Genomic DNA, 23,464 nt, shown 5'->3' with positions numbered 1-23,464 from the left:
AATAATGTAGCTACATTGTGGCACATATATTAAAAACTTTCAAGATTAAAAAAAGTAGAATCAATCCACAAATGACATTAAAATCATGATAGTTATACTTCGACACAACTTCAAAAAGAGCAAGCCCTACTCCTCTACCTCCTGCCGTTGTACGTGTTTTAGAGCTTACGACAAATACACCGAATATACTCTGCAATTCCTCTTTCAGCACTCCTACTCCATCGTCTTTTATACTAAACAAGATATTATTTTCTTGCATGTGTAGATCAATTTTTATTATTCCCTCACTACAATAGCTGATAGCATTAATTATTAGATTATCGAATGTGTGTTTAATATAATGAGGATCACAGTTAAATATTATATTCTCTTCAATATCAGATACAAAATTTAAGGTTTTGCCGTTTAGATATAATTTCTTACGTATTTTAATCCTTTCATGTAGCAATTCGCTTAAGTTTATATTTTCTTTATTTAGTTCATAATTAAGACTGGATAATTTTGAAAAATCTAGAATATTATTTATCAAGCTATTTAATCTAATAGAGCTTTTAGCTATAATCTCTACAGCATATTTATCATAATTAGCCCATAAGGTTTCACCAAGACTAATAATACCGGTTAGCGGCATATTGATTTCATGGTTTATATTACGTAAGAACTCATGTTTCAAATCAAGTAACTTCTCTAATTCCTGTTCTCTATAATTAACTCTATTACCTAAATGGGTATTTTTGAGGTTAACTAATCTCTCTTGCTCCTGCCTTGGTTTTAAGAATACTATTAAAAGGCTACTAAATAAGGTTAGGAAATATACTACTTTAAATTGAAAACTATCTATGCTAATTAATAACTTCTCATCCATAAAATATTTATAAAACTCTATACTAGCAAATACGCCTGTAACGATCATAAGTAAAGTAGCTTGCCACCTGAATATCATTGCAATTATAAGTAAGTTAATTATCGAACATATTAATTGCAGCTGATCAAAACTACTTGATATAACAAGTACACTACCGAAAAATATTAATATAACAAAAGTAGCAACAAACCAAGATAAAGAGATAATATAATTCTTTTTAAACTTTAAAGACCATAAAGGATAAGTGATTAATATTGTAGCAGTTATAAGTGTGGTATGGTAAATAATATTATATATCTCTAAATGGTTCATTATTCTGCTACCTGGTGTGGTATATAAAGATGAGAACATCGATATTAAAATAAATATACCGACATCACTATAAGTAATTTCTTGATTTGGTAGGGTACTTTCCCAATATTTAAAGATGTTAAAATTCTTAAGATCACGAAATAAAGTCAAAATTTTTCTTTTTCTCTCTTGCCTGATTATTTTAACGGCTAGCGGCTCTTTTAAAGAACTAAACCCTCCTGGTTGTTTTAAAATGTAATGGCTTCCAAGGAAAAAGAGTAAATTTACGATAGTTGCGGGTAGTATCGGATAAATACCTAGAATTGCTCTTAAAGAAAATATTTGCCACAATATAATAGTTAATATTGCAGCAATCATACCGATAAAAAAACTTTTGGCACTTGATTTAAAACCGTATATTAACAAAATTAACGGCAAAGTGATTAGCGGCAAATAGATACTAGTTAACAATAGAAATAGATTTATTAAATCTTTCGTATAGAGTGATATAATAAAACCTATTAATCCTATAGTAATTACGGTTATATAATTATAATTTAATGAAGCTTTTTTAATGATGTCATTAGTAAAAGTTACCGCTGCAACGTTAATATAAGAGTTAGTACTTGAGATTATCATTGCCATAATAACGCCGACTATTAACCCCTTAAATCCTATATAACTTTTAATAATCCGTAAAAACAATTGATTAGTGTCAACACTCGGATCTTGAGATAGTAATAATATTACAATCCAAATAAATAAGGTGGATAAACAAAGATAAATAATTGCCGAAATAAAAAAAGTTTTTGATATTTGCTTTGTGTCTTTTGCCATCAATATTCTTTGAAAGATTGAAGGACCAAGCGATGGAATCGCAAAATATATAAAAATATTTAAAGAAATCCAAAATTTAGGACTAGTGTAGTGAAACAATCCTTGTAAATCAGTCAGACGAGTTTGTACATTTTAATATATTATTTGCTTCAAGCGAAGGATTAGCACCAAATTTAACTAGATTCTCAATTATTTTATAATATTTATCCATTTGAGTTTGAAATAAACTTATATTTTGATTACTTGGATTATTAGCAATAAGCTGATATTTATTGCAGAATATAAAGCAGTATGATCTTAACCAAACTCATTAATATCTAAACCGAATGGCTTTAATTTTTCGATTTGTATCTTACGGAATTCATCAGAAATATGCGGCTCTGCTATAACACGGCAAAAATTATGAATTTGTGTTTTCTCAGCTGAAACAAATTTATTCATTATTTGAGGATTATTATGAAATACATTCATCACCTTAGAGCTATTACTCCATACTCCCCATTCAAATATAGTATTACCATTACCGTCTTTTTTATCCCAATTGGTTTCAGAAATGGAAATCATTTTTCCTAATACCTGTACTGCAGTACTTTCTAAAGCATTTTTAACATTCTTATCTTGTTGTTGAGGTATTAAATTACAAAGAGTTTCAAAAATATTAAGGTTGTTATTAACATTAGTTCCGTTTAATATAGCCTGTATTAGTTGTATGTTTTATATATTTCCTGAAGTTAACAATTGAAAAGGTATAGTCATAAAAGTCTCCAATTTATATTAATTTTTTATAAAAAAAAATACCATGAAATATGGTTTATGTCTTTTATAATTAGTATAATACATGAAAACTTGATGAATGTCAAGCAATTATTAAAAAATTAACTATTATTTAATACCAAGGTGCGAGAGATAAGTTTATTTTAATCCCCTTAACGGTAATATCAGCTTCTTTATCGGCAAAATATTTTTCTTCTCTGATTAAGGCGATTGCTTTATTACGGTAACTTGAGCATATTACACCGATTTTATCGTTATCTGCGAGTATTACTTCATCTTTAACTAATGAGGATAAATCTTCTTCCGACGTAATTTTATATATCTTTCTTCTTATAACACCTTGATATTTAGCTCTTGAAATCACTTCCTGCCCGACATAACAACCTTTGTCAAAACTAATTGCATTTAACTCCTCAGCACCATACATATTTGGAATAGATTTATCTGTGATTAAATCTTCTACTCCGTCTATTATTGCAAAATTATATTTATCTTCTAGATATATTGGATTCCTGCTTTCGCGTGCATGACATAAGGGAACGCAGGAATGACATACTATAGAACGAAAACCAAGCTTAGCATAGCGAGGATCACGAACCGTAATTAGCGTGTCTATATCTAATTTTTGACGTAAATATATAACTTTATATTCTCTACTACAATCCATTATTTGTATTTTGGAGCGAAATTTATAGAAATTTAAATGATCTATCAAAGCAGTTTTATTACTTTTATCAATATCAAGGTAAATTTCTTCAAGGTTATGAACATACACAAAAAAATCAAATAAATATCTTCCTTGATTATTAAGCAAATAAGTATAGCAGTAATTATAGTCAATTGATTTGGACTCGCTGACGATGTTACTCGTCGTCTCGCCTATTATTATAGGCTCTATCCTCGGTGCCTTGTATCCAAGCCCAACTGAATTGACTATACTCTTACAAATATCATTCGTAATGAGATTTTGTAGGAACTTTACGGAATCTAAACCTATTATTTTAATGACCTCTCTATTACTTAATATTTCATACATAATTATAATATTATTGACTTTATATGCTGCTAACTACTATACTCTAAATTTATATAAATTAAACTTAATAATCATGAGATGTTCATCTTACTGTACTTCTTCCGAATATAATATGAGTGATCTAGTTACTAATTTAAAAAAGATTGGTCTTGAACCTCAACATTTTGACGATGTTTTATATATTCGGAAAGAGATAAATAAAGATTCTGATTTTATAGAGATATTTTTCTTTCCGTTTGGCTGTGTAACTATTTGGGGCGGCGATGAAATTCAAGAAAAAATAGTTTTAAGCGATACTGATTTAGTAGCCGTGAACAAGCTTAAAGAGCCGGTATCTGATTATATTTATTTTGAATATAATACAGAAGTCGAGAAAACATTTATTGATGAAGAAAAAAATAAAATAATCTTAGCAGATAAATCAGTTTTTGTTAAACTTTCTATTTCCCATGCTCTTGCACAATCGGTTAAACTTAGCGTTCTTGAGCAATCCGTTAGTAACTTGATTGTTCAGACAACTCCTATACAGCAGGAACTAGCTAGAACCGGTAGCGTATCGCTTTCTAAAAAGGAGATATTACAGCAGATAGGTATATTATTTAACGAACGTTATTCAATCAGTTTGCATAGCGATATATTTGATACTCCGGAATTCTTTTGGCGTCGTCCGAGCTATGAGCCTCTATATCTTATGACGGCAGAATTTCAAGACATAGAAATACGGCAAAATATAATGAATCATCGTCTTAATATGATTCACGAGCTTTTAGACATTCTTTCAAACGATCTTAATTATAAACATTCTACCAAACTTGAGTGGATTATTATTATTTTAATCGGTCTTGAAGTTGTCCTGTCGTTATCTCATACTAATCTTTTCTTAAAAATTATCGGAGCTTTATAAATATCTTCTATGCAAATTATCGATAATCAAAAAACATTAGAAGAATTTTGTAAACAATTAGCAAATAAGACATGCTTAAGCATAGATACGGAATTTGAGCGTCGTTATACCTATTATGCTCAGCTTAGTATAATTCAATTTAAAGCAGAAGAATATTGTGGAATAATTGATGCATTAAGCAATTTAGATCTGAATATTTGTAATAGGCTGCTTGCAGATAATAATATTACTAAAATATTTCATGCTCCTCGTGAAGATTTAGAGATTTTCTATAATTTATTTAAAACACTACCTTCTAATGTTTTTGATATACAAATTGCAGCAAATATTTGCGGATTCGGTAAACAGCTAAGCTATGATGACCTTTGCTATAAGCTAATCGGTATTACTATCGATAAAACCCACCAAAAATCTAACTGGCTAAAACGCCCTATCACTAGTGATATGTTAAATTATGCAATGTTAGACGTGGAGTATTTGTATAAGATATATAAAGAGTTAAATAGTATAATTATTAGAAATAATTATACTATTAAATATCAAACTACTCTTAGTTCTTTATTAGATGTTAGAAATTATAAGGTTGAGCTGAAAGATGCTTGGAAAAAAATAAAATATAGAAGTGATGATGAGAGGTTTAATCGTAAAATTCAAGCACTTGCAGCTTATCGTGAAGAGAATGCACAAACTATAAATATTCCTCGCAAACATTTTATTTTAGATGAAGATTTAATAAAGATTTGCAAATACCTCCCATTGAATAACAAGGATTTTAAAAATCTAAATTTAAAAAGCAAATATTTACATAAACAAAAATATAAAGATGAAATAATGAATTTGTGTAATAATTTTTTGGGCATGTTATGATATTAACAGCTTTATTATGAGATTAGTTTTTTTGTCATTGCGAGGAAATTATGAAATAATTGACGAAGCAATCTAGTTAAAAAATGCTAATCTTTAGCATTTTTTATTACTTTTCCTGGATTGCCACGCTTCTTACAGTCGCTCGCAATGACGAAAAAACTGATCCACGCAATATTACAAATCATACCAAGATCACAAATTTAAGCTTACGATCATGAGATTCAACCGGAAAATTATCTATTAACTGTTCTTTTAAACAAACTCCGACAGTTAGTATATTTTGGTTATTATTTAAATACCGATCGAAATGTCCTTTGCCGTATCCAAGTCTATAACCATCCTTACTAAATGCAAGCCCTGGGATAATAACTAACTCAGGAATAAAAAAATCATTATTTATAGGTTCATAGGTTTTAAAATCACCTGAAGTCAGCCGGTCATTATAATTATAAGCACAATATTTTATCTCATTTTTTATAATTTTTGGTAAGAAGAATTTTATTTCAGGAAGTAAGTTTGTTATTTTAAGTAAGTTAATTTCGTATTTTAGAGGATAGTAAAGTCCTACTGTCTTTACTTTTAACTCCTTTAATAATCGGCTAATTTTACTTATTAAGGAGTTTCTGACTAAGTCGGAAGTAATTTTTTCTTGGTTGTTTATTAAAAGATCTTTGAAATAAAGACGCAGTTCTTGTTTGTGCATAAATATCCTTAAATTCGTCATTGCGAGCGACTGAAAGGAGCATGGCAATCTCATAAAGCAGGACTCCTGAGATTACTTTGTCAAAACTTACAGTTTTTCCTCGCAATGACGTAGGAGTATATCACATATTAATAGTTCTTTTATCTACACTAAGAGCTGCTTCTTTTATAGCTTCGCTTAAAGTCGGGTGGGCGTGGCAGGTTCGTGCTATATCTTCTGCCACTGCTCCGAATTCCATATAAGCGGTAAGCTCGGCAATTAATGTACCTGCATCGGCTCCTATAATATGAGCTCCTAACACCCTATCGGTTTTACTATCGGCAAGCATCTTAACCATACCTTCCGTACTACCGATTGCTCTTGCTCTACTATTTGCTAAAAATGGAAACTTACCGACTTTATAATTAATACCTTTTTCTTTTAGTTGCTCTTCCGTTTCACCGACGCTTGCTACTTCAGGATAAGTATATATCACGCTTGGAATTAAGTTATAGTTAACATGCCCTGCCTGCCCTGCCATAATTTCCACGGCAGCTACAGCCTCTTCTTCGGCTTTATGAGCAAGCATCGCTCCTTTTACCACATCACCAACTGCGTAAATGTTTGAAACGGCTGTTTGGAAATGGTCATTAATCTCAATTCTACCTTGCTTATCCGTAATAATACCGACAGACTCAAGTCCTAGATTTTGCGTATAGGCTTTTCTGCCTACCGCCATCAACACAACATCGCTTATTACTACCGAACTCTTACCGCCCTCCTCTATTGTCAGATTTACTTTTCCTGACTTTACTTCAGCAGATAGCACTTTAGTATTCAGTTTAAACTCTATACCTTGTTTTTGCTGTAGTTTCATAAATTGCGTAGCAATTTCTTTATCAAGCATAGGTATAATGCTCGGTGCATACTCAATAACCGTTACTTTAGCTCCCAAACGACGCCAAACTGAACCAAGTTCTAAGCCTATATACCCTCCGCCGACTACTATTAAGTTCTCAGGTACTTTAGAAAGTTTCAAAGCACCGGTAGATGAAACAATAAATTCTTCGTCTATTTTGATATTCGGTATTCCTATGACGCTGGAGCCTGTAGTAATTAGAATATTTTTGGCTTTAATTTGCTCTTTATTTACTTCAACGATATTACTAGAGATAATTTTAGCTTCGCCTTTTATTCTAGTAACTTTGTTTTTGGCAAATAGGCTTTCTATACCTTTTGTAAGATCAAGAACTACTTTATCTTTATTAGCTAGCATTTTTTGTAAGTCTAATTTTATATCTGCAGTAATACCTATACTCTCAAAATGCTTTAGAGCTTCTTCATATTTTTCGGAGGAATTAAGTAAAGCTTTCGACGGTATGCATCCTATATTTAAACAAGTGCCGCCAAGAGTATCGTTTTTCTCAATACACGCTACTCTCATACCAAGCTGAGCAGCTCTAATACTGCCTGTATAACCGGCCGGACCGCTACCTATTACCACTAAATCAAATTCTTGCATATTTGTTTGACCTTAATAAATTGTTGGATGGTTAGCTCATCATTGCGAGGAGGCTTGCCTGCGTGGATACCGAGTCGTCATTGCGAGCAGCCGTAGGCTGCGTGGCAATCCATAAAAATAATAAAAAAATTCTGTAAACTAGAATTTTTTACTGGATTGCTTCGTCAATTACATACGTAATTTCCTCGCAATGACAAAAAAACAAGCCACGCAACAAAGCCTTTAGTTGCTCGCAATGACGTAATACTGCTAAAAATACACCACTATTACCCTTATAACAACTTTAATCTTATACTATTCTTATTTGGCGAAGCAATAAAACTAATTAAATTAATATTATCTTCAAAGCCGTTTGTATAATTTTGTAGTAAAGAAAACATCTTTTTAGAAATAGCGTAATTATGACTAGCATTTAGTGAATTTGACTCACCTATATTTTTTATTTCCCTCATTAAAGCTAAAGGATTATCAAATTTTAGATCTATATTTTCATAGTCAATAATTACTTCAGCAAATCCTGCCTGCGAAAATAAAATCGGAACATGATCAAAATGAATAAAAGGAGAAATATGAGGAGAGTGTTTAAAACCACTTGCTATTTCGGCATCTATTAAGGATTTACGTAAATTCTTTAAGCTATTTCCTCCGACAAAATTACCGATAAAAATACCGTCAGGCTTTAAAAATGTTCTTATATTAGATAGAAAACTCTGCACATCATTTATCCAGTATAACCCTAATGAATAAATAATTAAATCAAAAGAGTTCGGAGGAAATTCTAAATCTTCATCATCAATTAATAATTTGTGATTATGCTCAAAAGGATCAAGCAACAAAGGAGACATATCTGTTGCGGTAATATCAGCATTTCGATAAGTATTTTTTAGTAAAGCTGTAAGATAACCGCATTTAGCAGATATTTCTAGAATATCTGCTAAATCCTTGTCAATCATCCCTAACCGGCTTATTATATCATCAGCTGCATGCTTGATAAATAAGCTGTTACTTATTCCTCTTACTGCATTATTTCGGTGATTTTTTAGCTTTAATCTGTTGAATATATAATTCTCTCCTATCTTGAATTTTCTCTCCTAAAATTGTTGGGAGTGATCCAGAAATAAAACCTCCTAGCCAACTATTTTGAATAAGTTCTCTCTGTCTTGCTATATGTATATCATCCCCCTTAACTCTATCTAGCCCTTCAAAATTATCCTGAATACCTACAACTATAGGTTTCGTATTTTTATTATTAGGTAATAAAGGTTCTAAACTTAGCAAATTTTTTTCTGAAGGATTTAAATCCGAAGTTAGATCAAAATACTCTAAGTAGACAGGTTTTAGTTGTTTATCATTAGATATCTTTCCAAACTAGCTTATAGAGAGGAATTTAAAGGAGATACGGAACGCAGAACCGCAGCGTACACAAGCGTACGTGAAGATTCGAGTACTAGATCGACGTATAAATTACCTCTAGAAGCGAAGTTTGGAAAGATATCTATTACTAGAATTTTTTTTCTTTTCTATTAATGAATTATTATTAACATTTGCTGAAACATTGTTCTCTATCTTATTAGATTCTCCTAGAGATTTATAACCACTTAATACACCACAATACTAATATACATTTCTTTAACATAAATAACCCTGTATATTATTATAGTTAATATAAATTAAATAATATATGAATCAAGTACTGAAATAAATTAATTATTTCTAAAGATATTATCTTCGTATTTTTTCCTATAATATATTTTGTAATTCTCATTTCTTATATCATTAAACCATTGGTCTTGTTGTTTTTTAATATAATAATTTAGGGAATGAGATTTACTTTTACTAGTTTGGAAATGATCTTCACAAAATTTTAAAAAACCTGATATTAAAGTTTCTACTCCATTAGTCTCAGATTTTTTCTCAAGAAATTGCATAGAAAAATTAGTAGGATTATTATGTTTTAAATAAAATTGCTTATATTTCTCATGAATTTTATTTTCTTTTTTTATTTGTTGTTCTGAAAAAGATAATTTTTCCTCTAATAATTTATGAATTTCGGTACAATCGCTCCAAGGTAATTCTATTGTTAGCTGCTCTTCCTGATATTCAAAATTATCTTGAATATTGTTAAAATCGGCATTTGCTTTTACAGTACTTACTAATATTAAAAAACATGTAATTAATTTAATATTCATAGAATTAATTAATTTTAGCAGGAATAGGTATCATAATACTACTTCTGTATCTTTTATTGCCACTAAAAAGTGATTTTTTTTGCACTTTGTTATTATTTACCGGAATTGTATCTTCTAAAGCCCCTTCATTATTATTTAGATAACTATGTAAGGATGCTTTATAAAGTGCCATGTTACTTGCTATTTTAACTACGTCTTGCTTATATTTAAACCCTAAAGAATGAGTGGCTGAGTGGTAATGTGCTATAGCTTTGTGCCAACTCCCTAGCTGGTCATATTTTGAACGTAAAAACTCTGCTCCGTAACGAACATTATTATTTGGATCAAATGCCTGTTCAAGGGAATTAAAAGCCCCTAAATGATGTCTTAAGTTAATCTGCATGCATCCGACATCAATGCTCTCTCGCCCTTTTATAAGCTCTATTCTAACAAAATTTATAGCTTCTCTTTTACTGTTAAAATAATAGCCTTTTCCTTCAACGTTTACCGTCCAAGGCCATACTACTCTAATTTTACGGGTTGTATGTTTTTTCCCCGATTCTTTTAAAGCTATTGAATGTAACGTATTAGATGGGATATTAAATTTTTTTTCAAAGTAAGGAAAAAGTTTTGAACATTTAAAGGATTCAGCTATTTCAGGATCGGCAATAGCCGACTTAGAGAAGAGGATAAAGGAAGATAAGAGAATTAGGATGGTTTTAATGTCATTGTGAGAAAAAACTATAAGTTTTGACGAAACAATCCAGTAAAATGCGTAGCATTTTTTAATTATTTTTCTGGATTGCCACGCTCCTTTTAGTCGCTCGCAATGACGCTTCAGTATCCACGCAAGCAATCCTCGCGGGAATGACATCAGTAGCCATGAAACAACACCGGTCCCGCCACGGGATGACATACTGTTTTTCCAAACCATACCGGCAACGCTAAAATAACTTGAGTTACAATAAGATAAACTAGCCTATCATAACTTATCTTATGAAGCAAGGGACGTTATGATACAAAATTACTTATTATCTTTAGTAATACCTAATGTTTCTAATATTTGTTCAAGTTCTATTACTACAGGCTCTAACTCAGCTGACTTTTTATTAAAGTTAAAGTTTTCTGAGGTTAATATTTCTTCATCTAAACTTGCAGCTCTAACCACACTAAATCTTACGCCAATTTCTTTAAGCCATTGATATGTATTATTAACATCTTCATTATTTCTATAATAATCACTACAATCATTTAGTAGTAAGTGAAATATTGTTGTTTTTAATGGATCGCTTTTAGTTGCCGGTAAATTTTGAGCAAGTAACTCTAATATGTCCTTACCTTTTATAATAGCTTCATTATTATTTTTTGCTTCTTTTGAAACTTGTTCTAAGGACAATAAACCTTGTCTTAATGCTATATTATCAATATTAAGCTTCAATAAGCTTTCCGATTTCAGTAAGTATACTTAAATAATCTGTCGATTCTAGTTTACCCACTGCATCTTTTTTTAATTTTTCAATCAAAGATTCTTTCACAAATATATCCTTATTTAAATTAAAATCTCAAAAACCATGAGATATGGATTTTGAATTTTTGAAAACGGAGATATATAGAATTTATAAAATTTTGTCAATAAAATATAAGATTTGCGTATAGAGGTTATTAATTATTTTTAAGAAATAAAGACAATCTATCATAACTTCTCTTATGAAACAAAAGAAGTTATGACATTTAAGATGTAAAGACTTAATCTAGATCCCAAGCTGCATCATTAGTGTTTTGAGGATTACCTAATATATCGGGTATCATATCCCACAAATTATTAATATCACCTCCTGTCGCTTGCAAAAGATTACTTACTTGCGTTACAAAGTCTTCAGCAGTTCTACCTTGAGTATCTTGAGGATTAGTACCCCCATCTAAAGCTTGCACTCCGGCCTTAATTAAGGTTACTAAATCCTTAGTTTGTATATCTAAAATAGTATTTTCTGTACCGCTCTCTCCTCTATTAGAACTAGTAGAAGGTTGTACATGTAGTATTGCCTCTCCGTAGTATGCACAGTTGCTTGATGAACCAAAGCTGCAAGTTGTTGATCGTTAAGATTATTTTGTTCCTTTGATATTTCTGGAGATAAAGTAGAATCATCCTCAGATAGATCAATTAGATCTTCTTCTTGCAATATAGAGTTTGTATCCACACTATCGCTTAAAGCTTGTAACATTGAAAAATCATCATCTTTAATTACGCTTTCATACCATTTCTTATGTTCGTTAGCTGCATGTTTTACATTTTCATTATTTTTATAATTACTCGGAATAGCGTATAAACCGTATTCTCCTTTATCTGCTTCGTCTATTATGATTTTAGCTATCTTCAGTTCATCTATACTTAAGTCAATATTTTGCTTAACTTTGTTTAAAAGAAGTTTCAGTATCTGATCGCCTTGTGCTGCCCCTTATTATTTTCCTAACCCCTTGTTAAACTACAATAATCTATACCTGATGTTTTAACATGCTCTAATACTGCTTTTATAGCTTTCCATTGATTATTAGCTTTTTCATTTTCACCTTGCTGCTCATCTTTAATAGCGTTCTCAGCCCATTTAGCAAGTTGAGCATATGATGCTAGCTCCCCTACTGCATTAAGTATGGATACATGTTTACCTGGATAATCTACTTTATTTTAGATAGATCAAATTTTTGAACTAATTTCGGTAATTCAACAAGAAATTCATCATAATATGGTTTGTCTAAACTCCATTCTCTTCCATTTTATTTGACTTCATTTATTAGTTACTTGATTAAAATCATATGGCGAATATTTTTTCATAATTTGACCTTTTTATAATTATTGGTTAAATTTATTTAAAAAACCATAAAATATGGTATTTTTAAAATGCTTTAAATTGGTAATTGACTGAATAAATCAAAATGTTTATTATCAGTCCAAATTAAATGTAAAAGTATATTGTATGAAAGTTGTTAGCTCATTAAAATCATTAAAAAAACGTGATAAAGATTGTCAGATCGTTAAAAGAAGAGGCAAAATTTTTATAATAAATAAAAAGAATAAAAGATTTAAAGCAAAACAAGGTTAATTAATCGTGTTTGGAGAAAAAAAATAAATATGGCCGGTCACTCAAAGTTCAAAAATATTCAGCATCGTAAAGGGGCTCAAGATAAAAAAAGAGCAAAAGTTTTCACTAAATTAATTTGTGAAATAGTTACTGCAGCTAAAACCGGTTCTTCTAATAACCCTGAAAATAATCCACGTCTTAGAAATGCTTTAACCGCCGCACGTAGTCAAAATCTCCCTAAAGAAAGAATAGATAAAGCTATTAATAGTGCTAATGATTCTTCTAATACCGAAAATTATACGGAAATTAGATATGAAGGTTATGCACCGAATGGTATTGCTATAATAGTTGAAGCTTTAACCGATAATAAAAACCGCACTGCTGCAGAAGTACGCTCTAGTTTTACTAAATATGGTGGGAGTTTAGGCGAAACCGGTAGTGTCAATTATTTATTTAAGCATTGCGGCGTTATTCAATATCTAAGTGACATAGCATCGAATGAAAATATTTTAGAAGCAGTTATAGAAATAGATATAGATGATATTATATCTGATGATACCACCCATACAATCTATACGGATATTGAAAATTTTTCTAAAGTTCTAGAATTTTTAACCGGCAAATACGGTATACCTGAAGACTCTTATATAGGCTGGATTCCATTAAATACAATAATTATAGATGATAAGGGAAAAGCTGAAAAATTACTAAAGCTTGTGGAAGTTTTAGAAGAAAGCGACGATGTACAAAGAGTTTTCGGGAATTATGAGTTATCTGATGATGTTTACGAAATAATACAAGGAGAACAATGACTTATAACGATGCAAATTATCAAATAATTATTTTAGCAGCCGGTAAAGGCACTAGAATGGAGTCCGACTTACCGAAAGTAATGCATAAAGTCGGCGGAGTTCCAATGCTTGAAACGGTATTAAAGAATTCGCTTAACATCACAAATGATGTAATTATAGTTTATTCAGAAGAACTTAAAAAACATTTAATGCCCTATGAAAATATGTGTCGCTTTGTACTGCAAGAAGAACCTAAAGGCACAGCTCATGCTACTTATGCAGCAATAGATTTAATTGATAAAAATAAAACAATATTAGTTTTATACGGTGATCATCCTCTTATTACTCCAAAACTTATGTATGAATTAATAGATTATTTAAGCCTTACTAATTCTGCATTAGTGACTTTAAGCTTTGAGAGAGCAAATCCGGCTCAATATGGAAGAATAGCTACTGATAAAAATGGCGAATTTTTAGAGATAATCGAACATAAAAACGCAAGCGAAGAAGAGAAAAACATAAAACTTTGTAATTCAGGTATTATGGCTTTCAGTAGAGGAATTTTAAATAAATACTTACCTTTATTTGCTACTAATACTAACGGTAATAAGGAAGTTTATTTAACTGAAATAGTAAAAATATGTAAAAATCACGGTGAAAAAGTTTCATATTTATTATCTACTGATCATGATTTAATTGTTGGTGTTAATACTAAAAATGAGCTAGAAGAAACTAATAATATTTTTTCTAAGAATAAGTCTTAGCGTTACCCGCATGGATACTGAGTTGTCATTGCGAGAATTACATAGGAAGCCATAGGGGGGCACACAATGCTAAAAATTTTGGAGAGATGGCCGAGTGGTTTAAGGCGCACGCCTGGAAAGCGTGTTCACGGCAACGTGTCGGGGGTTCGACTCCCCTTCTCTCCGCCAGTTTAGTTTATTGTATCAAATTACATAATTTATGTATGGTATTTCCTAAACACATAGTATCTTGATTATCAAAATAAGGCTGAGAATTGTTAGTATTTATCTCATCTACGGAACTTTCCCAAGCAACTTTTAAATCATTATGTTGATAAAAACTTTTAGCTATTCTATATTCATCTCTTTGTATATTAAATTTATCAATAAGAGATTTTTCACCATTTTTTATTAAATGCTGATCTATTTCTTGCCAAGTAGATAAATAAAATAAATCTCCGGAGTTATAATGTTCTAGCAAATATTTAAAAGGCGAGGAATTATTGTATTCAGCAAAAATATTCGCCCCTTGCTCTAGTAATAATTTCAATATTTGTATGTTTTTAGAATCAATAGCAAGGCTTAATGGGAAATAACATAGTCCTTCACCCATAGTTAATGGATTATTTACATCTACATTAAAGAGTGTTGTTAATTCTTTAACTGCCTCTAAATCATTAGCAAATATAGCTGCACATATTGCTTTCTCATGAAGGAAACAATTATCTGCAAGATATTCATTAAATTTAAAATGCTTAAATACATCGTTACCAGCTTTTACGTTTTCACGAAGTTGATCCTGATAATTTCACTCTGTATTTAACTCGATACCCTTAAGTAATTCTTTTACACTTTTATCAAGAATTTTCATAATATTAGGAGAAGTTATACTATAATCAGGTAAGGCTGCAAATTTAAAATTATTATCCTGATCGATGGTAAATTTATTTAAAGCTGCTTTTTCTGCAGGAGCAATAACTTTAATACTAGGGTTTCGTTAACTTGGCAAAGCTAAACTGAATATTATTATAAAAATCATTTTCAAGGCTACCGGTTGAGCATGACTCTAAGTAGAGAATTGCCTTCGCTTGTAATTTATTTGGTAACCAGTGAAAAATCTCTTCTACCTCTTGTGATAGTAAATAATTTTGTTCTGAAAATCGTATTGATTTTGCTTCACCATGACCTCTTAGCCAAAAAAAAACTATTTTATCTGGGGGTATATCCTTTAAAATATTCTCAATATCTCTTGGGCTTGCTATATCATCTATCTCAATAACTTTATAACCATTTAGTAATTGCTGTTTATTAGCTTTAAAATAGCCTCTATTTTTATTAAAAGCTGAGTTGTTGTCATAATGTACAGTAATTATCACTGCTAAAGGCATTGTGTTGTCAGGATTATTATGTGAATTATTGTTCATTGTTTTTTTATGTAAAATTATGCATTATTATGACATAATTAACACATAATAGCAACATGAATAATTAATAAATTAATATTTTATTAATATAATTGTATCAGATGATGGCTATCTTTTCTTTTTCATTAGGGTTGTTAAAGTAAGAAAATTTTATTAGAATATTAATTAACTTTAGTTTATGTAGGTTAAAGGTTTGCATAACATACACCCTCCCCGCCAATTTAGTTTATGGTATACTCAAATGATTGCAAGAATTGAATTTGTTATCAAATGGTGAGTGTATACAGCTTATACTTAATAAGTGAGTACGTGAATCCATGAAGATAACAAAGAGCAATTCTTAAAAGCAGAAGAGTATGTTATGCTCTTGTATTTTCTTTATAATGCTTAGTATATTTATCTAGTAAAATCCTAATCATTTTTTGATAAGGAACATGTGCAGTTGCTGCTTCTGATTTAAAAAATTCTACGCTCTCTTTACTTAAAGAAATGGTTACTTTTACAGAATCATCTTTTAATAAAAGTTCTCTAGGGTGTGGCAAGAAATCTTTTACTATTTTTACTGCATCTATTCCCCCGTCAGTGTATTTTATTCTCTTGCTCATAAATCCTCTTACCTTTACGCCAGTATCCTACTCCAAAAATTCTTATATGATTATCTTGGAACATAAAACGGACTGTTAAAATATTACCATCAACTTTACCTAAACAAAAATATCTTTTTTCTGTAATACTAACATACCACGCTCTAGTCTGGACAGTTAGCCAATTTTTGTAGTTTATCGAACGGGAAAGCCAAAGTAGTAATCAAGGTTTCCACTGTCAAGCCTTTAAAAGTTTCATATGCATTTGTTATTACATTTATAAAGTCTAAAAGCTTTTAAGAAAGCTTATCGTCTACTAATTACCTCATATTGATAGTCTTTTAATTTCTATTTTTACTTTTATAATAAAAATAGTTGTATATTTATATTACTTTCTCTATTATAGCCGTAATTTTATAAGTTACAATTATATACCTAATAATCAATTAATTTATATTAAGTTATGGCTCATAAAGATTTATCACATTTAACAGAAGAACAAATCAAAGATTTAATAAAACGTTACTATAACCATGAGAAAATAGCTAATTTATTAGAAGAATTTGAGATTAATGTATATCCTAGCATATTAGTTAAACTTTTTCCGCTTGTAGTTCATAATGAATTATTTTGTAAATATTGTCCGGATATAAACCTAGTAAGTAAATTAGACGGTAGAAGTCATAGGAATTATAATGTAGTACATTTTGAAAAATTTTGCCCTGTATGTGATCATCGAGACCATACTTACTGTTCCTGTTCTAATTGTAAAGAAATTAGAAAACAGAAAGAACAAGCTGAAGAAGAAAATAAAAGAAATGTGTTAATGCAAGCGTTTTTGCCTGTTAATATCGATATTCCTATACCAAACAAATTAACCTTAAAGGATGCTTTATATTTAATTTCTGTAGCAGAACATTCTGCTCCTAAAGATTTAGAGTTTGGGAAGATGTCTAATATAAAATAAGAAAAAGGTATAATGATTATAAGAGTACTACATACTCACATGCACCCTAGAATCCGCAATTTTCCAATGCCAAAATTGAAATAATAACATGACAACCATCATCTACTTAATCATAGTACCGGGCAGTTTTTACTCGATGTCATCTCTGCGAAAGCGGGAATCCAGTAAAACCTAAAAAAATCAAATGATTAAAGGTTTTACATAAAAAGTGAAATAATGTAATAAAAAAATCTTTAAAATCAAGATTTTTTAGCCTGGATCCCTGCTTTCGCAGAGATGACATCGAGTAAAAACTGTCCGGTACTATGCTATTTAATAGGAAAGCCTAGGATGAAGAAAAGTATAATATAGTAATAGGATTAGTATAAAGTATTTATATGATATAATATCCGTAATGTTGCAGAGGTTATTATGATAAATAAAGAAGATTTTGATTATGCATTTAAAATACCAATACCCATCAAATATAAATTTGATCCAAAAGATTATCCAGGATATGTACATACCATGACTAATCAAGATGAAAGTGCAATTGAAGAGTATTCTAAATTTGCTACTTAAGAATTTAAATTATGACTCAGTTTAGTCTTTTTGATGACCAAGTAATTATTCCTGGACTAAAATATATTGCAGAATATGTCAATCGTCATTGTGAGCAGCCATAGGCTGTGTGGCAATCCGGAAAAATAATAAAAAAGTATTGTTTTTAGCATTTTTTAACTGGATTGCTTCGTCAATTATTGGGTCTGTCAGATTCTTTGTGTAAGTATGATTTCTCCATTTGCCCAATTTTGTAAAGTAGTATCACAAAGGATTGCAAATTGATTTAAAGCCATCGCCCAATTCTTAATAGGCATTGTCCATTTTTTAGAGGCATTTGTCAACGCCAAAAAGATTATTTTCTGAATCGATTTGTCATCTGGAAACACTCCTTTATTTTTAATAATTTTATGAATTTGACGGTTAGTGGATTCAATAGCATTAGTAGTGTAAATCGCTTTTCTAATGTCTTCCGGAAAGCTAAAAAATGGAGCTATGCCAGACCAATTTCGTTGCCATATGTCAAAAATAACTGGATATTTTTCATCCCATTTTTTGGCAAAATTTTGTAATTCTCTTAATCCCTCTGCTTCATTTATTGCAGAATAAACTGCTTTTAAATCAGCTGTTACCGCTTTTAAATCTTTGTATGATACGTATTTTACAGAATTTCTTACCATATGAACAATACACAACTGCACTATGGTTTTTGGAAAAATGTTATTTATCGCCTCTGGAAAACCCTTAAGACCATCAACACATGCAACATATATTTGTTCAACTCCTCGATTCTTAAGTTCTGTTACTACCTGCATCCAAAATTTAGACCCTTCATCTTGCCTATCCAAATTCCTAATAGCTCTTTCTTGCCCTCCATATTCACTCCAATAGCTATATAAACTGCTTTATTTATTATTACATGATTATCTCTTGCCTTAACATGAATACAATCTAAGTACATTATAGGATATACATTATCAAGTGCTCTATTCTGCCAGGCAGTTACTTCCTCTAAAATACCATCAGTTACCTTTGATATTAACTCAGATGATACCTTGGTGGCATATAGTTCTTCTAAGTGCCATTGTATTTCCCTAATGGTCATTCCCCGAGCATATAAGGATATTACTTTATCATCAAATCCTTCAAATTTACGCACTCCTTTTGGAATTAGTTGAGGTTCAAATTCTCCGTCCCGATCCCTTGGCACTTCTACTTTCAATTTACGACCTTCTGGATCTATTAGAGTCTTTTCATAATTGCCTATTATGTCTGTTATCTGAGTCTTTCTCATTTTTAGAATGTTTCTCATAACCTATATGAGATTCCTATTTCTTTCTCTAAAATCTTATTTACTATCTGCTTTTTAATTTCCTGAAATATCCCTTCTTTGCCTAAATATCTCAGATGGATCACTTTGTGATAGTATTTCTGATACTACTTTTTCTATAGTTGGATTTGATACTTTGCTCTTATTTTTCATATTAGCCTCATGTAAGTTGTTTTAATTAATTTTATTCTTAACTATTTTTATAACTTACATAAACTTTCTGACACCCTCCAATTATTACATAATTTCCTCGCAATGACGTTAAATTTTGACTAATCTAGCAATGCCTTATATCTGCTTCTGCTAAATCTTTTAAAGTGCGTGATCCGGTGCATAGCATAGTAATCTTAAGCTGCTTGATTATTAATTGTATCTCTTCGGAAAGTAAGCTTTCTGATGTATCTGCAGCTTTTAAAAATTGACCGGCAAGTCCAAAAATACTAGCTCCCATACGAATTGCTTTTGCCCCGTCAATGCCGGATTTTAACCCGCCGCTGGCAATAATCGGAATATTGTCTGAAACTTCCCTCACCATTTTTAGAGAATCTAAAGTCGGAATTCCCCAGTTAATAAAGCTACTAGCTATACGATTTTGTAACGAATTTGTAGCACGATAAGCCTCTACTTGACTCCAAGATGTCCCACCGCTCCCTGCAATATCAAGAACTTTAACTCCTATATCAATAAGACTTTTAGCAACTTGTTTAGATAAACCATACCCTACTTCTTTAACAATTACAGGGACAGAGAGGTAATTAACCATCTCTCTTATCTTAGGTAAAAGATTTTCCCAGTTTCTATTACCTTCCGGCTGAGTTAGCTCCTGCAATACGTTCAGATGTAAAATTAAGGCATCGGCTTCAATAGCATCAACTAAATACCGGCATTCTTTAGGTGTCACTCCGTAATTAAGTTGCACTGCACCGATATTGGCTAATAAAGGGATATCGGGAGCTATATGCCTTACTGCAAATGTCTTGATCGTATCCGGTTTCGTTAATAAAACCCGCATAGAGCCAAGCCCCATAGCAATTCCAGCTTTTTGGGCGGCCTGTGCAAGTCGATAGTTAATATCTCCAGCTCTAGTTGTGCCTCCGGTCATACTAGAAATTAGAATAGGTGCTTGTAAAGATTTTCCGAGGAAAGTAGTAGTTGTATCTATGTTATCGTAGTTAATTTCCGGTAATGCGTTGTGAATAAATTGAATAGATTCAAAACCGCTTTTAAGTGTAGATTCGACGTTTTTTATAAGATTAATTTTAATATGATCTTGCTTTCTTTCTATATCTAAACTTTGATTTTTTGACATTTTACTCGTTAATTCTTTTTTATACTTAGGTTCTGTGCACTTTTGATTAATGATTATAATTATGAGATATTTTTTAGCTATAAATTATAAGATTTTTTTTGAAATATGAATAACTATTACTGCAAAAATCTTATAATTTTCGCTTAAAAATATCTCATAATTATAATCATTAATCAAAAGTGCACAGAACCTAATCTATAACAATATTTCTAGCTTTGCAAAATATATTTCTTTACTATTTCCTAATTCTTATTATAACTTTTGGTATATAATTAATACACTTAGATAAATTTATGAGTAATAATGCTGATTTAGTGGATCAAAGTTTAATAGAAACATTTAGATATTTGAGGCTACAAGAGCAACAAATAGATGGAATAAATTATTATCTGATACATACAGGATGCAATCATCCTGTATGGAATATGATTGTACTGCCTGATAAAGTGAATATAAGCCAAATGGATAAAATGGAAGAAGTGTTTAAACTATAGGATTTACCGTTTGCTTGGTGGGTTGATGAAAAGAATCTATCATCTGAAATGCTTGAGCATTTCCAAAACGGTAAATATACTGATTTTGGTGACGTACCTGGAATGGTTTATGAGCTTAAAGATTATTCTAAACAAAATATGGATAATAAAAATAGACATCTTTCCAAACCGGCTTATAGAGAGGAATTTAAAGGAGACACTTCACCTCGAACCGCAGCGTACACAAACGTACATGAGGATTTGAGTACCGGATCGATGTATAAATTACCTCTAGAAGCGAAGTTTGGGAAGATGTCTAATATTAGAATTATTACTGGAATAGAGGAATATAAGGAATGGATTCGAGTATTAATTAGATCATTTGGATTTAGTGATGATGTTTATAATATTTATTTTGATAATTTATCAAAATTTATTGGAGATAACAAAGTATTTATTCCACTTACTGCATATGAAGAAAATAAAATTGTTGCAACTGCCTCTATAATTTTTGCAAACGGCATAGCAGGTTTTTATCACGATTCAACGATGCCGGAATATAGAAATCGTGGTCTTGCAAGTGATTTATATATAGCTAGGTCTAAAATATTAAAAGAAATGGGAATCGATAAGGTAATAATTCAAACTTCACCAATGGCAACGTCACTTGCTGAAAAATTAGGCTTTAAGAAATATACAAATTATAAGATATATTGCCAAAGTTAGAATTATTGCCTTAATTCCTTAAGCATTAAGACGTCGTTATTCTCTTGAATTATTTTAAATCCTGCTTTTTCATAAGTTTTAATAGCAGCGATATTTTTTCTATCAGGATCAACTAAAACATGAGTATATTGCTTATCTATAAAATTTTCTAAAAAAGTTCTTAGAGTAAGTAACTCTACCCCTTTATTTAAATATTCAGGCTCACCTAAAAAGAAATCGATTGCTGCAAGTTTTGAAGGTAAGTTTATTAATGGGTCTTGAACGCTCAAAATCATAAGCATTGTAAATTTGGATACCCTATAGGAGTATGGTCTGCTTCTATAATATAAGCTTGTATATTTTTCGGGTCATTATTTTCTAGCTTATATCCCTTAACATAGCTTAAGTATTTTTGTTCGATCAATTCTAAACTCCATTTTATATCCTCATCCCACCATAGTTTCACATGCGGCATTTCTAGCCATTTTAAAAGAAACGAAAAATGAGAAGTAGAAAGCGGGATAAAGTTTATGTTCATATTCCCGTTTTCGTGCATGAGCATCAACTTAAGGATCGATGTCATCCCTGCGAAAGCAGGGATCCAGGCTAAAAAATCTTGATTTTAAAGATTTTTTACTTTTCAAATTAAGCTTTAAAATACTGGATTCCTGCTTTTGCAGGAATGACATAAGAACCATGCAACAACGCCATATAAAAGGTGGAAGAACATTCTTAACTAATTCAATGCATTTCACTATAAAAATAATTTCTTTATGAGTTAAATTAGCTTTTTTAAAATGGATTCATATATATATATGAATAGATTTAAAAATAATATAATTAGTATATATAAAGAGCAAGGGAAAAGCTGGCTTGAAAAATTACCGAAAATTGTAACAGAATTAGCCAGTGAGTGGAATTTATCTAATCTAACTCCTATAGACAATTTATCTTTCAATTATGTTCTATCAGGGTATCAAAATAACAGGGTATCAAAATAATAAGCCTATTATACTGAAACTAAGCTTTGCTGCTCAGGACTTAGTAAATGAAGCGGAAGCTTTAAAAGCTTTTTCAGGTTTTGGGGCTGTAGCTATTCTAGCTCAAAAAGATAATGCTTTATTACTTGAGAGAGCAGTATCCAGTATTTCTTTAAAAGAATATTCATCAGATAACAAAATTGCTATAGCTTGCAAGGTAATGAGCGTATTACACAAAGCATCTGTACCAAAAATTCATCATTTTCCTAATATCAAGGATCAGCTAAAAGCTTTGGATAAAGAATGGGATTTGCCTAAAACTTACTTACAAAAGGCAAGAAAATTGAGAGATGAGCTTCTTCAAAATTCCGAACCTCAAATTTTACTTCACGGTGATTTACATCATGAGAATATATTACAAAATGATAAGCAATGGGTAGTAATTGACCCTAAAAGAGTAATTGGATATCCTATAAATGAAGTATGTGCATTTATTATGGTATAGAGAAAGATACCGAATTTGCAGCAAATTATTTTGGCTTTAAATTACAAGAGGTTAGAAGTTGGTATTTTGTCCAGCTTATGCTAGTATCTG

General features: G+C 30.7%; 26 protein-coding genes, 1 tRNA gene and 4 pseudogenes. 13 read left to right on the top strand and 18 right to left on the bottom strand.

Annotated elements, in window-relative coordinates:
- Positions 1-10 precede the first annotated feature (10 nt).
- The 3 genes and pseudogenes from RAS_RS02620 to ygfZ form a co-directional block, all read right to left on the bottom strand.
- Positions 11-2,125: pseudogene (locus RAS_RS02620) on the bottom strand (ATP-binding protein); the annotation flags it as partial.
- A 165-nt stretch (positions 2,126-2,290) separates the two neighbouring features.
- Entirely contained in the window at positions 2,291-2,557 is a 267-nt protein-coding gene (locus tag RAS_RS02615) for a hypothetical protein (protein ID WP_232049304.1), read from the bottom strand.
- Between the two features lie 322 nt (positions 2,558-2,879).
- Complete coding sequence (ygfZ, locus tag RAS_RS02610; RefSeq protein WP_147142090.1) at positions 2,880-3,803, bottom strand: CAF17-like 4Fe-4S cluster assembly/insertion protein YgfZ; 924 nt, start codon at positions 3,801-3,803, stop codon at positions 2,880-2,882.
- A 112-nt stretch (positions 3,804-3,915) separates the two neighbouring features.
- On the opposite strand from ygfZ, the gene RAS_RS02605 reads away from it, so the two are divergent.
- Together RAS_RS02605 and RAS_RS02600 are read left to right on the top strand one after the other, a co-directional pair.
- A complete protein-coding gene (locus tag RAS_RS02605; RefSeq protein WP_147143966.1) occupies positions 3,916-4,707 on the top strand; it encodes an RMD1 family protein in 792 nt (263 codons plus the stop codon).
- Positions 4,708-4,716: 9 nt separating this feature from the next.
- On the top strand, positions 4,717-5,574 hold the full coding sequence (locus tag RAS_RS02600) for a ribonuclease D (protein ID WP_147142087.1): 858 nt from the start codon (positions 4,717-4,719) through the stop codon (positions 5,572-5,574).
- A gap of 181 nt (positions 5,575-5,755) precedes the next feature.
- On the opposite strand, the gene RAS_RS02595 is transcribed toward RAS_RS02600, so the two are convergent.
- The 4 genes from RAS_RS02595 to RAS_RS02580 all read right to left on the bottom strand — a co-directional run bounded on the left by RAS_RS02595 (position 5,756) and on the right by RAS_RS02580 (position 9,056).
- Entirely contained in the window at positions 5,756-6,277 is a 522-nt protein-coding gene (locus tag RAS_RS02595) for a 5-formyltetrahydrofolate cyclo-ligase (protein WP_147142084.1), read from the bottom strand.
- Between the two features lie 121 nt (positions 6,278-6,398).
- Positions 6,399-7,778 carry a dihydrolipoyl dehydrogenase gene (lpdA, locus tag RAS_RS02590; protein ID WP_147142081.1) on the bottom strand — a complete coding sequence of 460 codons (1,380 nt, stop codon included), beginning with the start codon at positions 7,776-7,778 and terminating at the stop codon, positions 6,399-6,401.
- 272 nt (positions 7,779-8,050) lie between these two features.
- A complete protein-coding gene (locus tag RAS_RS02585; protein WP_269473019.1) occupies positions 8,051-8,770 on the bottom strand; it encodes a methyltransferase domain-containing protein in 720 nt (239 codons plus the stop codon).
- Between the two features lie 31 nt (positions 8,771-8,801).
- Positions 8,802-9,056 carry a hypothetical protein gene (locus tag RAS_RS02580; RefSeq protein WP_147142074.1) on the bottom strand — a complete coding sequence of 85 codons (255 nt, stop codon included), beginning with the start codon at positions 9,054-9,056 and terminating at the stop codon, positions 8,802-8,804.
- Between the two features lie 63 nt (positions 9,057-9,119).
- Here RAS_RS02580 and RAS_RS02575 point away from each other — a divergent pair.
- Positions 9,120-9,296 (top strand): annotated as a pseudogene (locus RAS_RS02575) (palindromic element RPE1 domain-containing protein); the annotation flags it as partial.
- Between the two features lie 185 nt (positions 9,297-9,481).
- On the opposite strand, the gene RAS_RS02570 reads toward RAS_RS02575, so the two are convergent.
- The 4 genes and pseudogenes from RAS_RS02570 to RAS_RS10675 all read right to left on the bottom strand — a co-directional run bounded on the left by RAS_RS02570 (position 9,482) and on the right by RAS_RS10675 (position 12,168).
- Complete coding sequence (locus tag RAS_RS02570) at positions 9,482-9,967, bottom strand: DUF2532 domain-containing protein (RefSeq protein ID WP_147142068.1); 486 nt, start codon at positions 9,965-9,967, stop codon at positions 9,482-9,484.
- Positions 9,968-9,971: 4 nt separating this feature from the next.
- Positions 9,972-10,820 carry a lytic transglycosylase domain-containing protein gene (locus RAS_RS02565; RefSeq protein WP_147143963.1) on the bottom strand — a complete coding sequence of 283 codons (849 nt, stop codon included), beginning with the start codon at positions 10,818-10,820 and terminating at the stop codon, positions 9,972-9,974.
- 150 nt (positions 10,821-10,970) lie between these two features.
- Positions 10,971-11,384, bottom strand: a complete 414-nt coding sequence (locus RAS_RS02560) for a hypothetical protein (RefSeq protein WP_232049302.1) — start codon at positions 11,382-11,384, stop codon at positions 10,971-10,973.
- Between the two features lie 308 nt (positions 11,385-11,692).
- A pseudogene (locus RAS_RS10675) lies at positions 11,693-12,168 on the bottom strand (hypothetical protein).
- A 750-nt stretch (positions 12,169-12,918) separates the two neighbouring features.
- On the opposite strand from RAS_RS10675, the gene ykgO reads away from it, so the two are divergent.
- From ykgO to RAS_RS02535, 4 genes are all read left to right on the top strand, one after another.
- Positions 12,919-13,044: a type B 50S ribosomal protein L36 gene (ykgO, locus tag RAS_RS02550; protein ID WP_147142064.1), complete on the top strand. Its 126-nt coding sequence runs from the start codon at positions 12,919-12,921 to the stop codon at positions 13,042-13,044.
- 29 nt (positions 13,045-13,073) lie between these two features.
- Positions 13,074-13,835 carry a YebC/PmpR family DNA-binding transcriptional regulator gene (locus tag RAS_RS02545; protein ID WP_147142060.1) on the top strand — a complete coding sequence of 254 codons (762 nt, stop codon included), beginning with the start codon at positions 13,074-13,076 and terminating at the stop codon, positions 13,833-13,835.
- Positions 13,832-14,578 (top strand): sugar phosphate nucleotidyltransferase, encoded by a 747-nt coding sequence (locus RAS_RS02540; protein WP_147142057.1) that lies wholly within the window; start codon positions 13,832-13,834, stop codon positions 14,576-14,578. Before RAS_RS02545 ends, RAS_RS02540 begins: the two co-directional genes overlap by 4 nt.
- A gap of 80 nt (positions 14,579-14,658) precedes the next feature.
- Positions 14,659-14,746 (top strand) — tRNA-Ser (locus RAS_RS02535).
- A gap of 7 nt (positions 14,747-14,753) precedes the next feature.
- Here the strand turns inward: RAS_RS02535 and RAS_RS02530 are convergent.
- The 3 genes from RAS_RS02530 to RAS_RS02520 form a co-directional block, all read right to left on the bottom strand.
- Entirely contained in the window at positions 14,754-15,170 is a 417-nt protein-coding gene (locus RAS_RS02530) for an ankyrin repeat domain-containing protein (RefSeq protein ID WP_147142054.1), read from the bottom strand.
- A gap of 373 nt (positions 15,171-15,543) precedes the next feature.
- Positions 15,544-15,981, bottom strand: coding sequence for a C13 family peptidase (locus tag RAS_RS02525; RefSeq protein ID WP_147142051.1), 438 nt, complete (start codon positions 15,979-15,981; stop codon positions 15,544-15,546).
- A 359-nt stretch (positions 15,982-16,340) separates the two neighbouring features.
- Entirely contained in the window at positions 16,341-16,586 is a 246-nt protein-coding gene (locus RAS_RS02520) for a CopG family transcriptional regulator (protein WP_147142048.1), read from the bottom strand.
- 442 nt (positions 16,587-17,028) lie between these two features.
- Between RAS_RS02520 and RAS_RS02510 the strand changes: the two genes are divergently transcribed.
- Positions 17,029-17,532 (top strand): hypothetical protein, encoded by a 504-nt coding sequence (locus RAS_RS02510; protein WP_147142045.1) that lies wholly within the window; start codon positions 17,029-17,031, stop codon positions 17,530-17,532.
- A 411-nt stretch (positions 17,533-17,943) separates the two neighbouring features.
- Entirely contained in the window at positions 17,944-18,093 is a 150-nt protein-coding gene (locus RAS_RS08525) for a hypothetical protein (RefSeq protein ID WP_010422388.1), read from the top strand.
- 188 nt (positions 18,094-18,281) lie between these two features.
- On the opposite strand, the pseudogene RAS_RS09475 reads toward RAS_RS08525, so the two are convergent.
- Positions 18,282-19,555, bottom strand: a pseudogene (locus RAS_RS09475) (IS256 family transposase).
- Between the two features lie 124 nt (positions 19,556-19,679).
- Positions 19,680-20,711, bottom strand: coding sequence for a type 2 isopentenyl-diphosphate Delta-isomerase (gene fni / locus RAS_RS02495; protein ID WP_147142032.1), 1,032 nt, complete (start codon positions 20,709-20,711; stop codon positions 19,680-19,682).
- Positions 20,712-21,004: 293 nt separating this feature from the next.
- Here fni and RAS_RS02490 point away from each other — a divergent pair, with 293 nt between their 5' ends.
- Positions 21,005-21,205, top strand: coding sequence for a hypothetical protein (locus tag RAS_RS02490; RefSeq protein WP_147142029.1), 201 nt, complete (start codon positions 21,005-21,007; stop codon positions 21,203-21,205).
- Positions 21,206-21,253: 48 nt separating this feature from the next.
- The gene (locus RAS_RS02485) at positions 21,254-21,910 is read left to right on the top strand and encodes a GNAT family N-acetyltransferase (protein WP_232049299.1); all 657 of its coding nucleotides are present in this window, start codon (positions 21,254-21,256) and stop codon (positions 21,908-21,910) included.
- A 2-nt stretch (positions 21,911-21,912) separates the two neighbouring features.
- Here the strand turns inward: RAS_RS02485 and RAS_RS09470 are convergent, their stop codons facing one another.
- Positions 21,913-22,191, bottom strand: a complete 279-nt coding sequence (locus tag RAS_RS09470) for a GNAT family N-acetyltransferase (protein WP_232049298.1) — start codon at positions 22,189-22,191, stop codon at positions 21,913-21,915.
- Positions 22,182-22,427: an acetyltransferase gene (locus tag RAS_RS09465; RefSeq protein WP_232049297.1), complete on the bottom strand. Its 246-nt coding sequence runs from the start codon at positions 22,425-22,427 to the stop codon at positions 22,182-22,184. Before RAS_RS09465 ends, RAS_RS09470 begins: the two co-directional genes overlap by 10 nt.
- A 277-nt stretch (positions 22,428-22,704) precedes the next feature.
- Between RAS_RS09465 and RAS_RS08515 the strand changes: the two genes are divergently transcribed.
- Both RAS_RS08515 and RAS_RS02475 read left to right on the top strand, forming a co-directional pair.
- Entirely contained in the window at positions 22,705-22,890 is a 186-nt protein-coding gene (locus tag RAS_RS08515; RefSeq protein WP_172616113.1) for a hypothetical protein, read from the top strand.
- Complete coding sequence (locus tag RAS_RS02475) at positions 22,850-23,374, top strand: aminoglycoside phosphotransferase family protein (protein WP_232049296.1); 525 nt, start codon at positions 22,850-22,852, stop codon at positions 23,372-23,374. The genes RAS_RS08515 and RAS_RS02475 overlap by 41 nt, the downstream gene beginning before the upstream one ends.
- Positions 23,375-23,464 lie beyond the last annotated feature (90 nt).

It is taken from the genome of Rickettsia asiatica (assembly GCF_007989425.1).
In the GTDB taxonomy this organism is placed as follows: domain Bacteria; phylum Pseudomonadota; class Alphaproteobacteria; order Rickettsiales; family Rickettsiaceae; genus Rickettsia; species Rickettsia helvetica.
The sequence above is the reverse complement of the archived record's forward strand: the minus strand, read 5'-3'. Positions and strand labels throughout refer to the sequence as shown.

Excerpts from the sequence above, each read along its gene's own strand:
- ykgO (WP_147142064.1), top strand. The coding sequence starts at position 12,919 with ATGAAAGTTGTTAGCTCATTAAAATCATTAAAAAAACGTGATAAAGAT.
- RAS_RS02600 (WP_147142087.1), top strand. The coding sequence starts at position 4,717 with ATGCAAATTATCGATAATCAAAAAACATTAGAAGAATTTTGTAAACAA.
- RAS_RS02605 (WP_147143966.1), top strand. The coding sequence starts at position 3,916 with ATGAGTGATCTAGTTACTAATTTAAAAAAGATTGGTCTTGAACCTCAA.
- RAS_RS08525 (WP_010422388.1), top strand. The coding sequence starts at position 17,944 with ATGATAAATAAAGAAGATTTTGATTATGCATTTAAAATACCAATACCC.
- RAS_RS09465 (WP_232049297.1), bottom strand. The coding sequence starts at position 22,427 with ATGAACATAAACTTTATCCCGCTTTCTACTTCTCATTTTTCGTTTCTT.
- RAS_RS02615 (WP_232049304.1), bottom strand. The coding sequence starts at position 2,557 with ATGATTTCCATTTCTGAAACCAATTGGGATAAAAAAGACGGTAATGGT.
- RAS_RS02595 (WP_147142084.1), bottom strand. The coding sequence starts at position 6,277 with ATGCACAAACAAGAACTGCGTCTTTATTTCAAAGATCTTTTAATAAAC.
- RAS_RS02525 (WP_147142051.1), bottom strand. The coding sequence starts at position 15,981 with ATGAACAATAATTCACATAATAATCCTGACAACACAATGCCTTTAGCA.
- RAS_RS02530 (WP_147142054.1), bottom strand. The coding sequence starts at position 15,170 with ATGGGTGAAGGACTATGTTATTTCCCATTAAGCCTTGCTATTGATTCT.
- lpdA (WP_147142081.1), bottom strand. The coding sequence starts at position 7,778 with ATGCAAGAATTTGATTTAGTGGTAATAGGTAGCGGTCCGGCCGGTTAT.
- RAS_RS02475 (WP_232049296.1), top strand. The coding sequence starts at position 22,850 with ATGTTCTATCAGGGTATCAAAATAACAGGGTATCAAAATAATAAGCCT.
- RAS_RS02485 (WP_232049299.1), top strand. The coding sequence starts at position 21,254 with ATGCTTGAGCATTTCCAAAACGGTAAATATACTGATTTTGGTGACGTA.
- RAS_RS08515 (WP_172616113.1), top strand. The coding sequence starts at position 22,705 with ATGAATAGATTTAAAAATAATATAATTAGTATATATAAAGAGCAAGGG.
- RAS_RS09470 (WP_232049298.1), bottom strand. The coding sequence starts at position 22,191 with ATGCTTATGATTTTGAGCGTTCAAGACCCATTAATAAACTTACCTTCA.
- RAS_RS02545 (WP_147142060.1), top strand. The coding sequence starts at position 13,074 with ATGGCCGGTCACTCAAAGTTCAAAAATATTCAGCATCGTAAAGGGGCT.
- fni (WP_147142032.1), bottom strand. The coding sequence starts at position 20,711 with ATGTCAAAAAATCAAAGTTTAGATATAGAAAGAAAGCAAGATCATATT.
- RAS_RS02565 (WP_147143963.1), bottom strand. The coding sequence starts at position 10,820 with ATGTCATTCCCGCGAGGATTGCTTGCGTGGATACTGAAGCGTCATTGC.
- RAS_RS02570 (WP_147142068.1), bottom strand. The coding sequence starts at position 9,967 with ATGAATATTAAATTAATTACATGTTTTTTAATATTAGTAAGTACTGTA.
- RAS_RS02510 (WP_147142045.1), top strand. The coding sequence starts at position 17,029 with ATGGCTCATAAAGATTTATCACATTTAACAGAAGAACAAATCAAAGAT.
- RAS_RS02490 (WP_147142029.1), top strand. The coding sequence starts at position 21,005 with ATGAGTAATAATGCTGATTTAGTGGATCAAAGTTTAATAGAAACATTT.
- ygfZ (WP_147142090.1), bottom strand. The coding sequence starts at position 3,803 with ATGTATGAAATATTAAGTAATAGAGAGGTCATTAAAATAATAGGTTTA.
- RAS_RS02520 (WP_147142048.1), bottom strand. The coding sequence starts at position 16,586 with ATGAGCAAGAGAATAAAATACACTGACGGGGGAATAGATGCAGTAAAA.
- RAS_RS02540 (WP_147142057.1), top strand. The coding sequence starts at position 13,832 with ATGACTTATAACGATGCAAATTATCAAATAATTATTTTAGCAGCCGGT.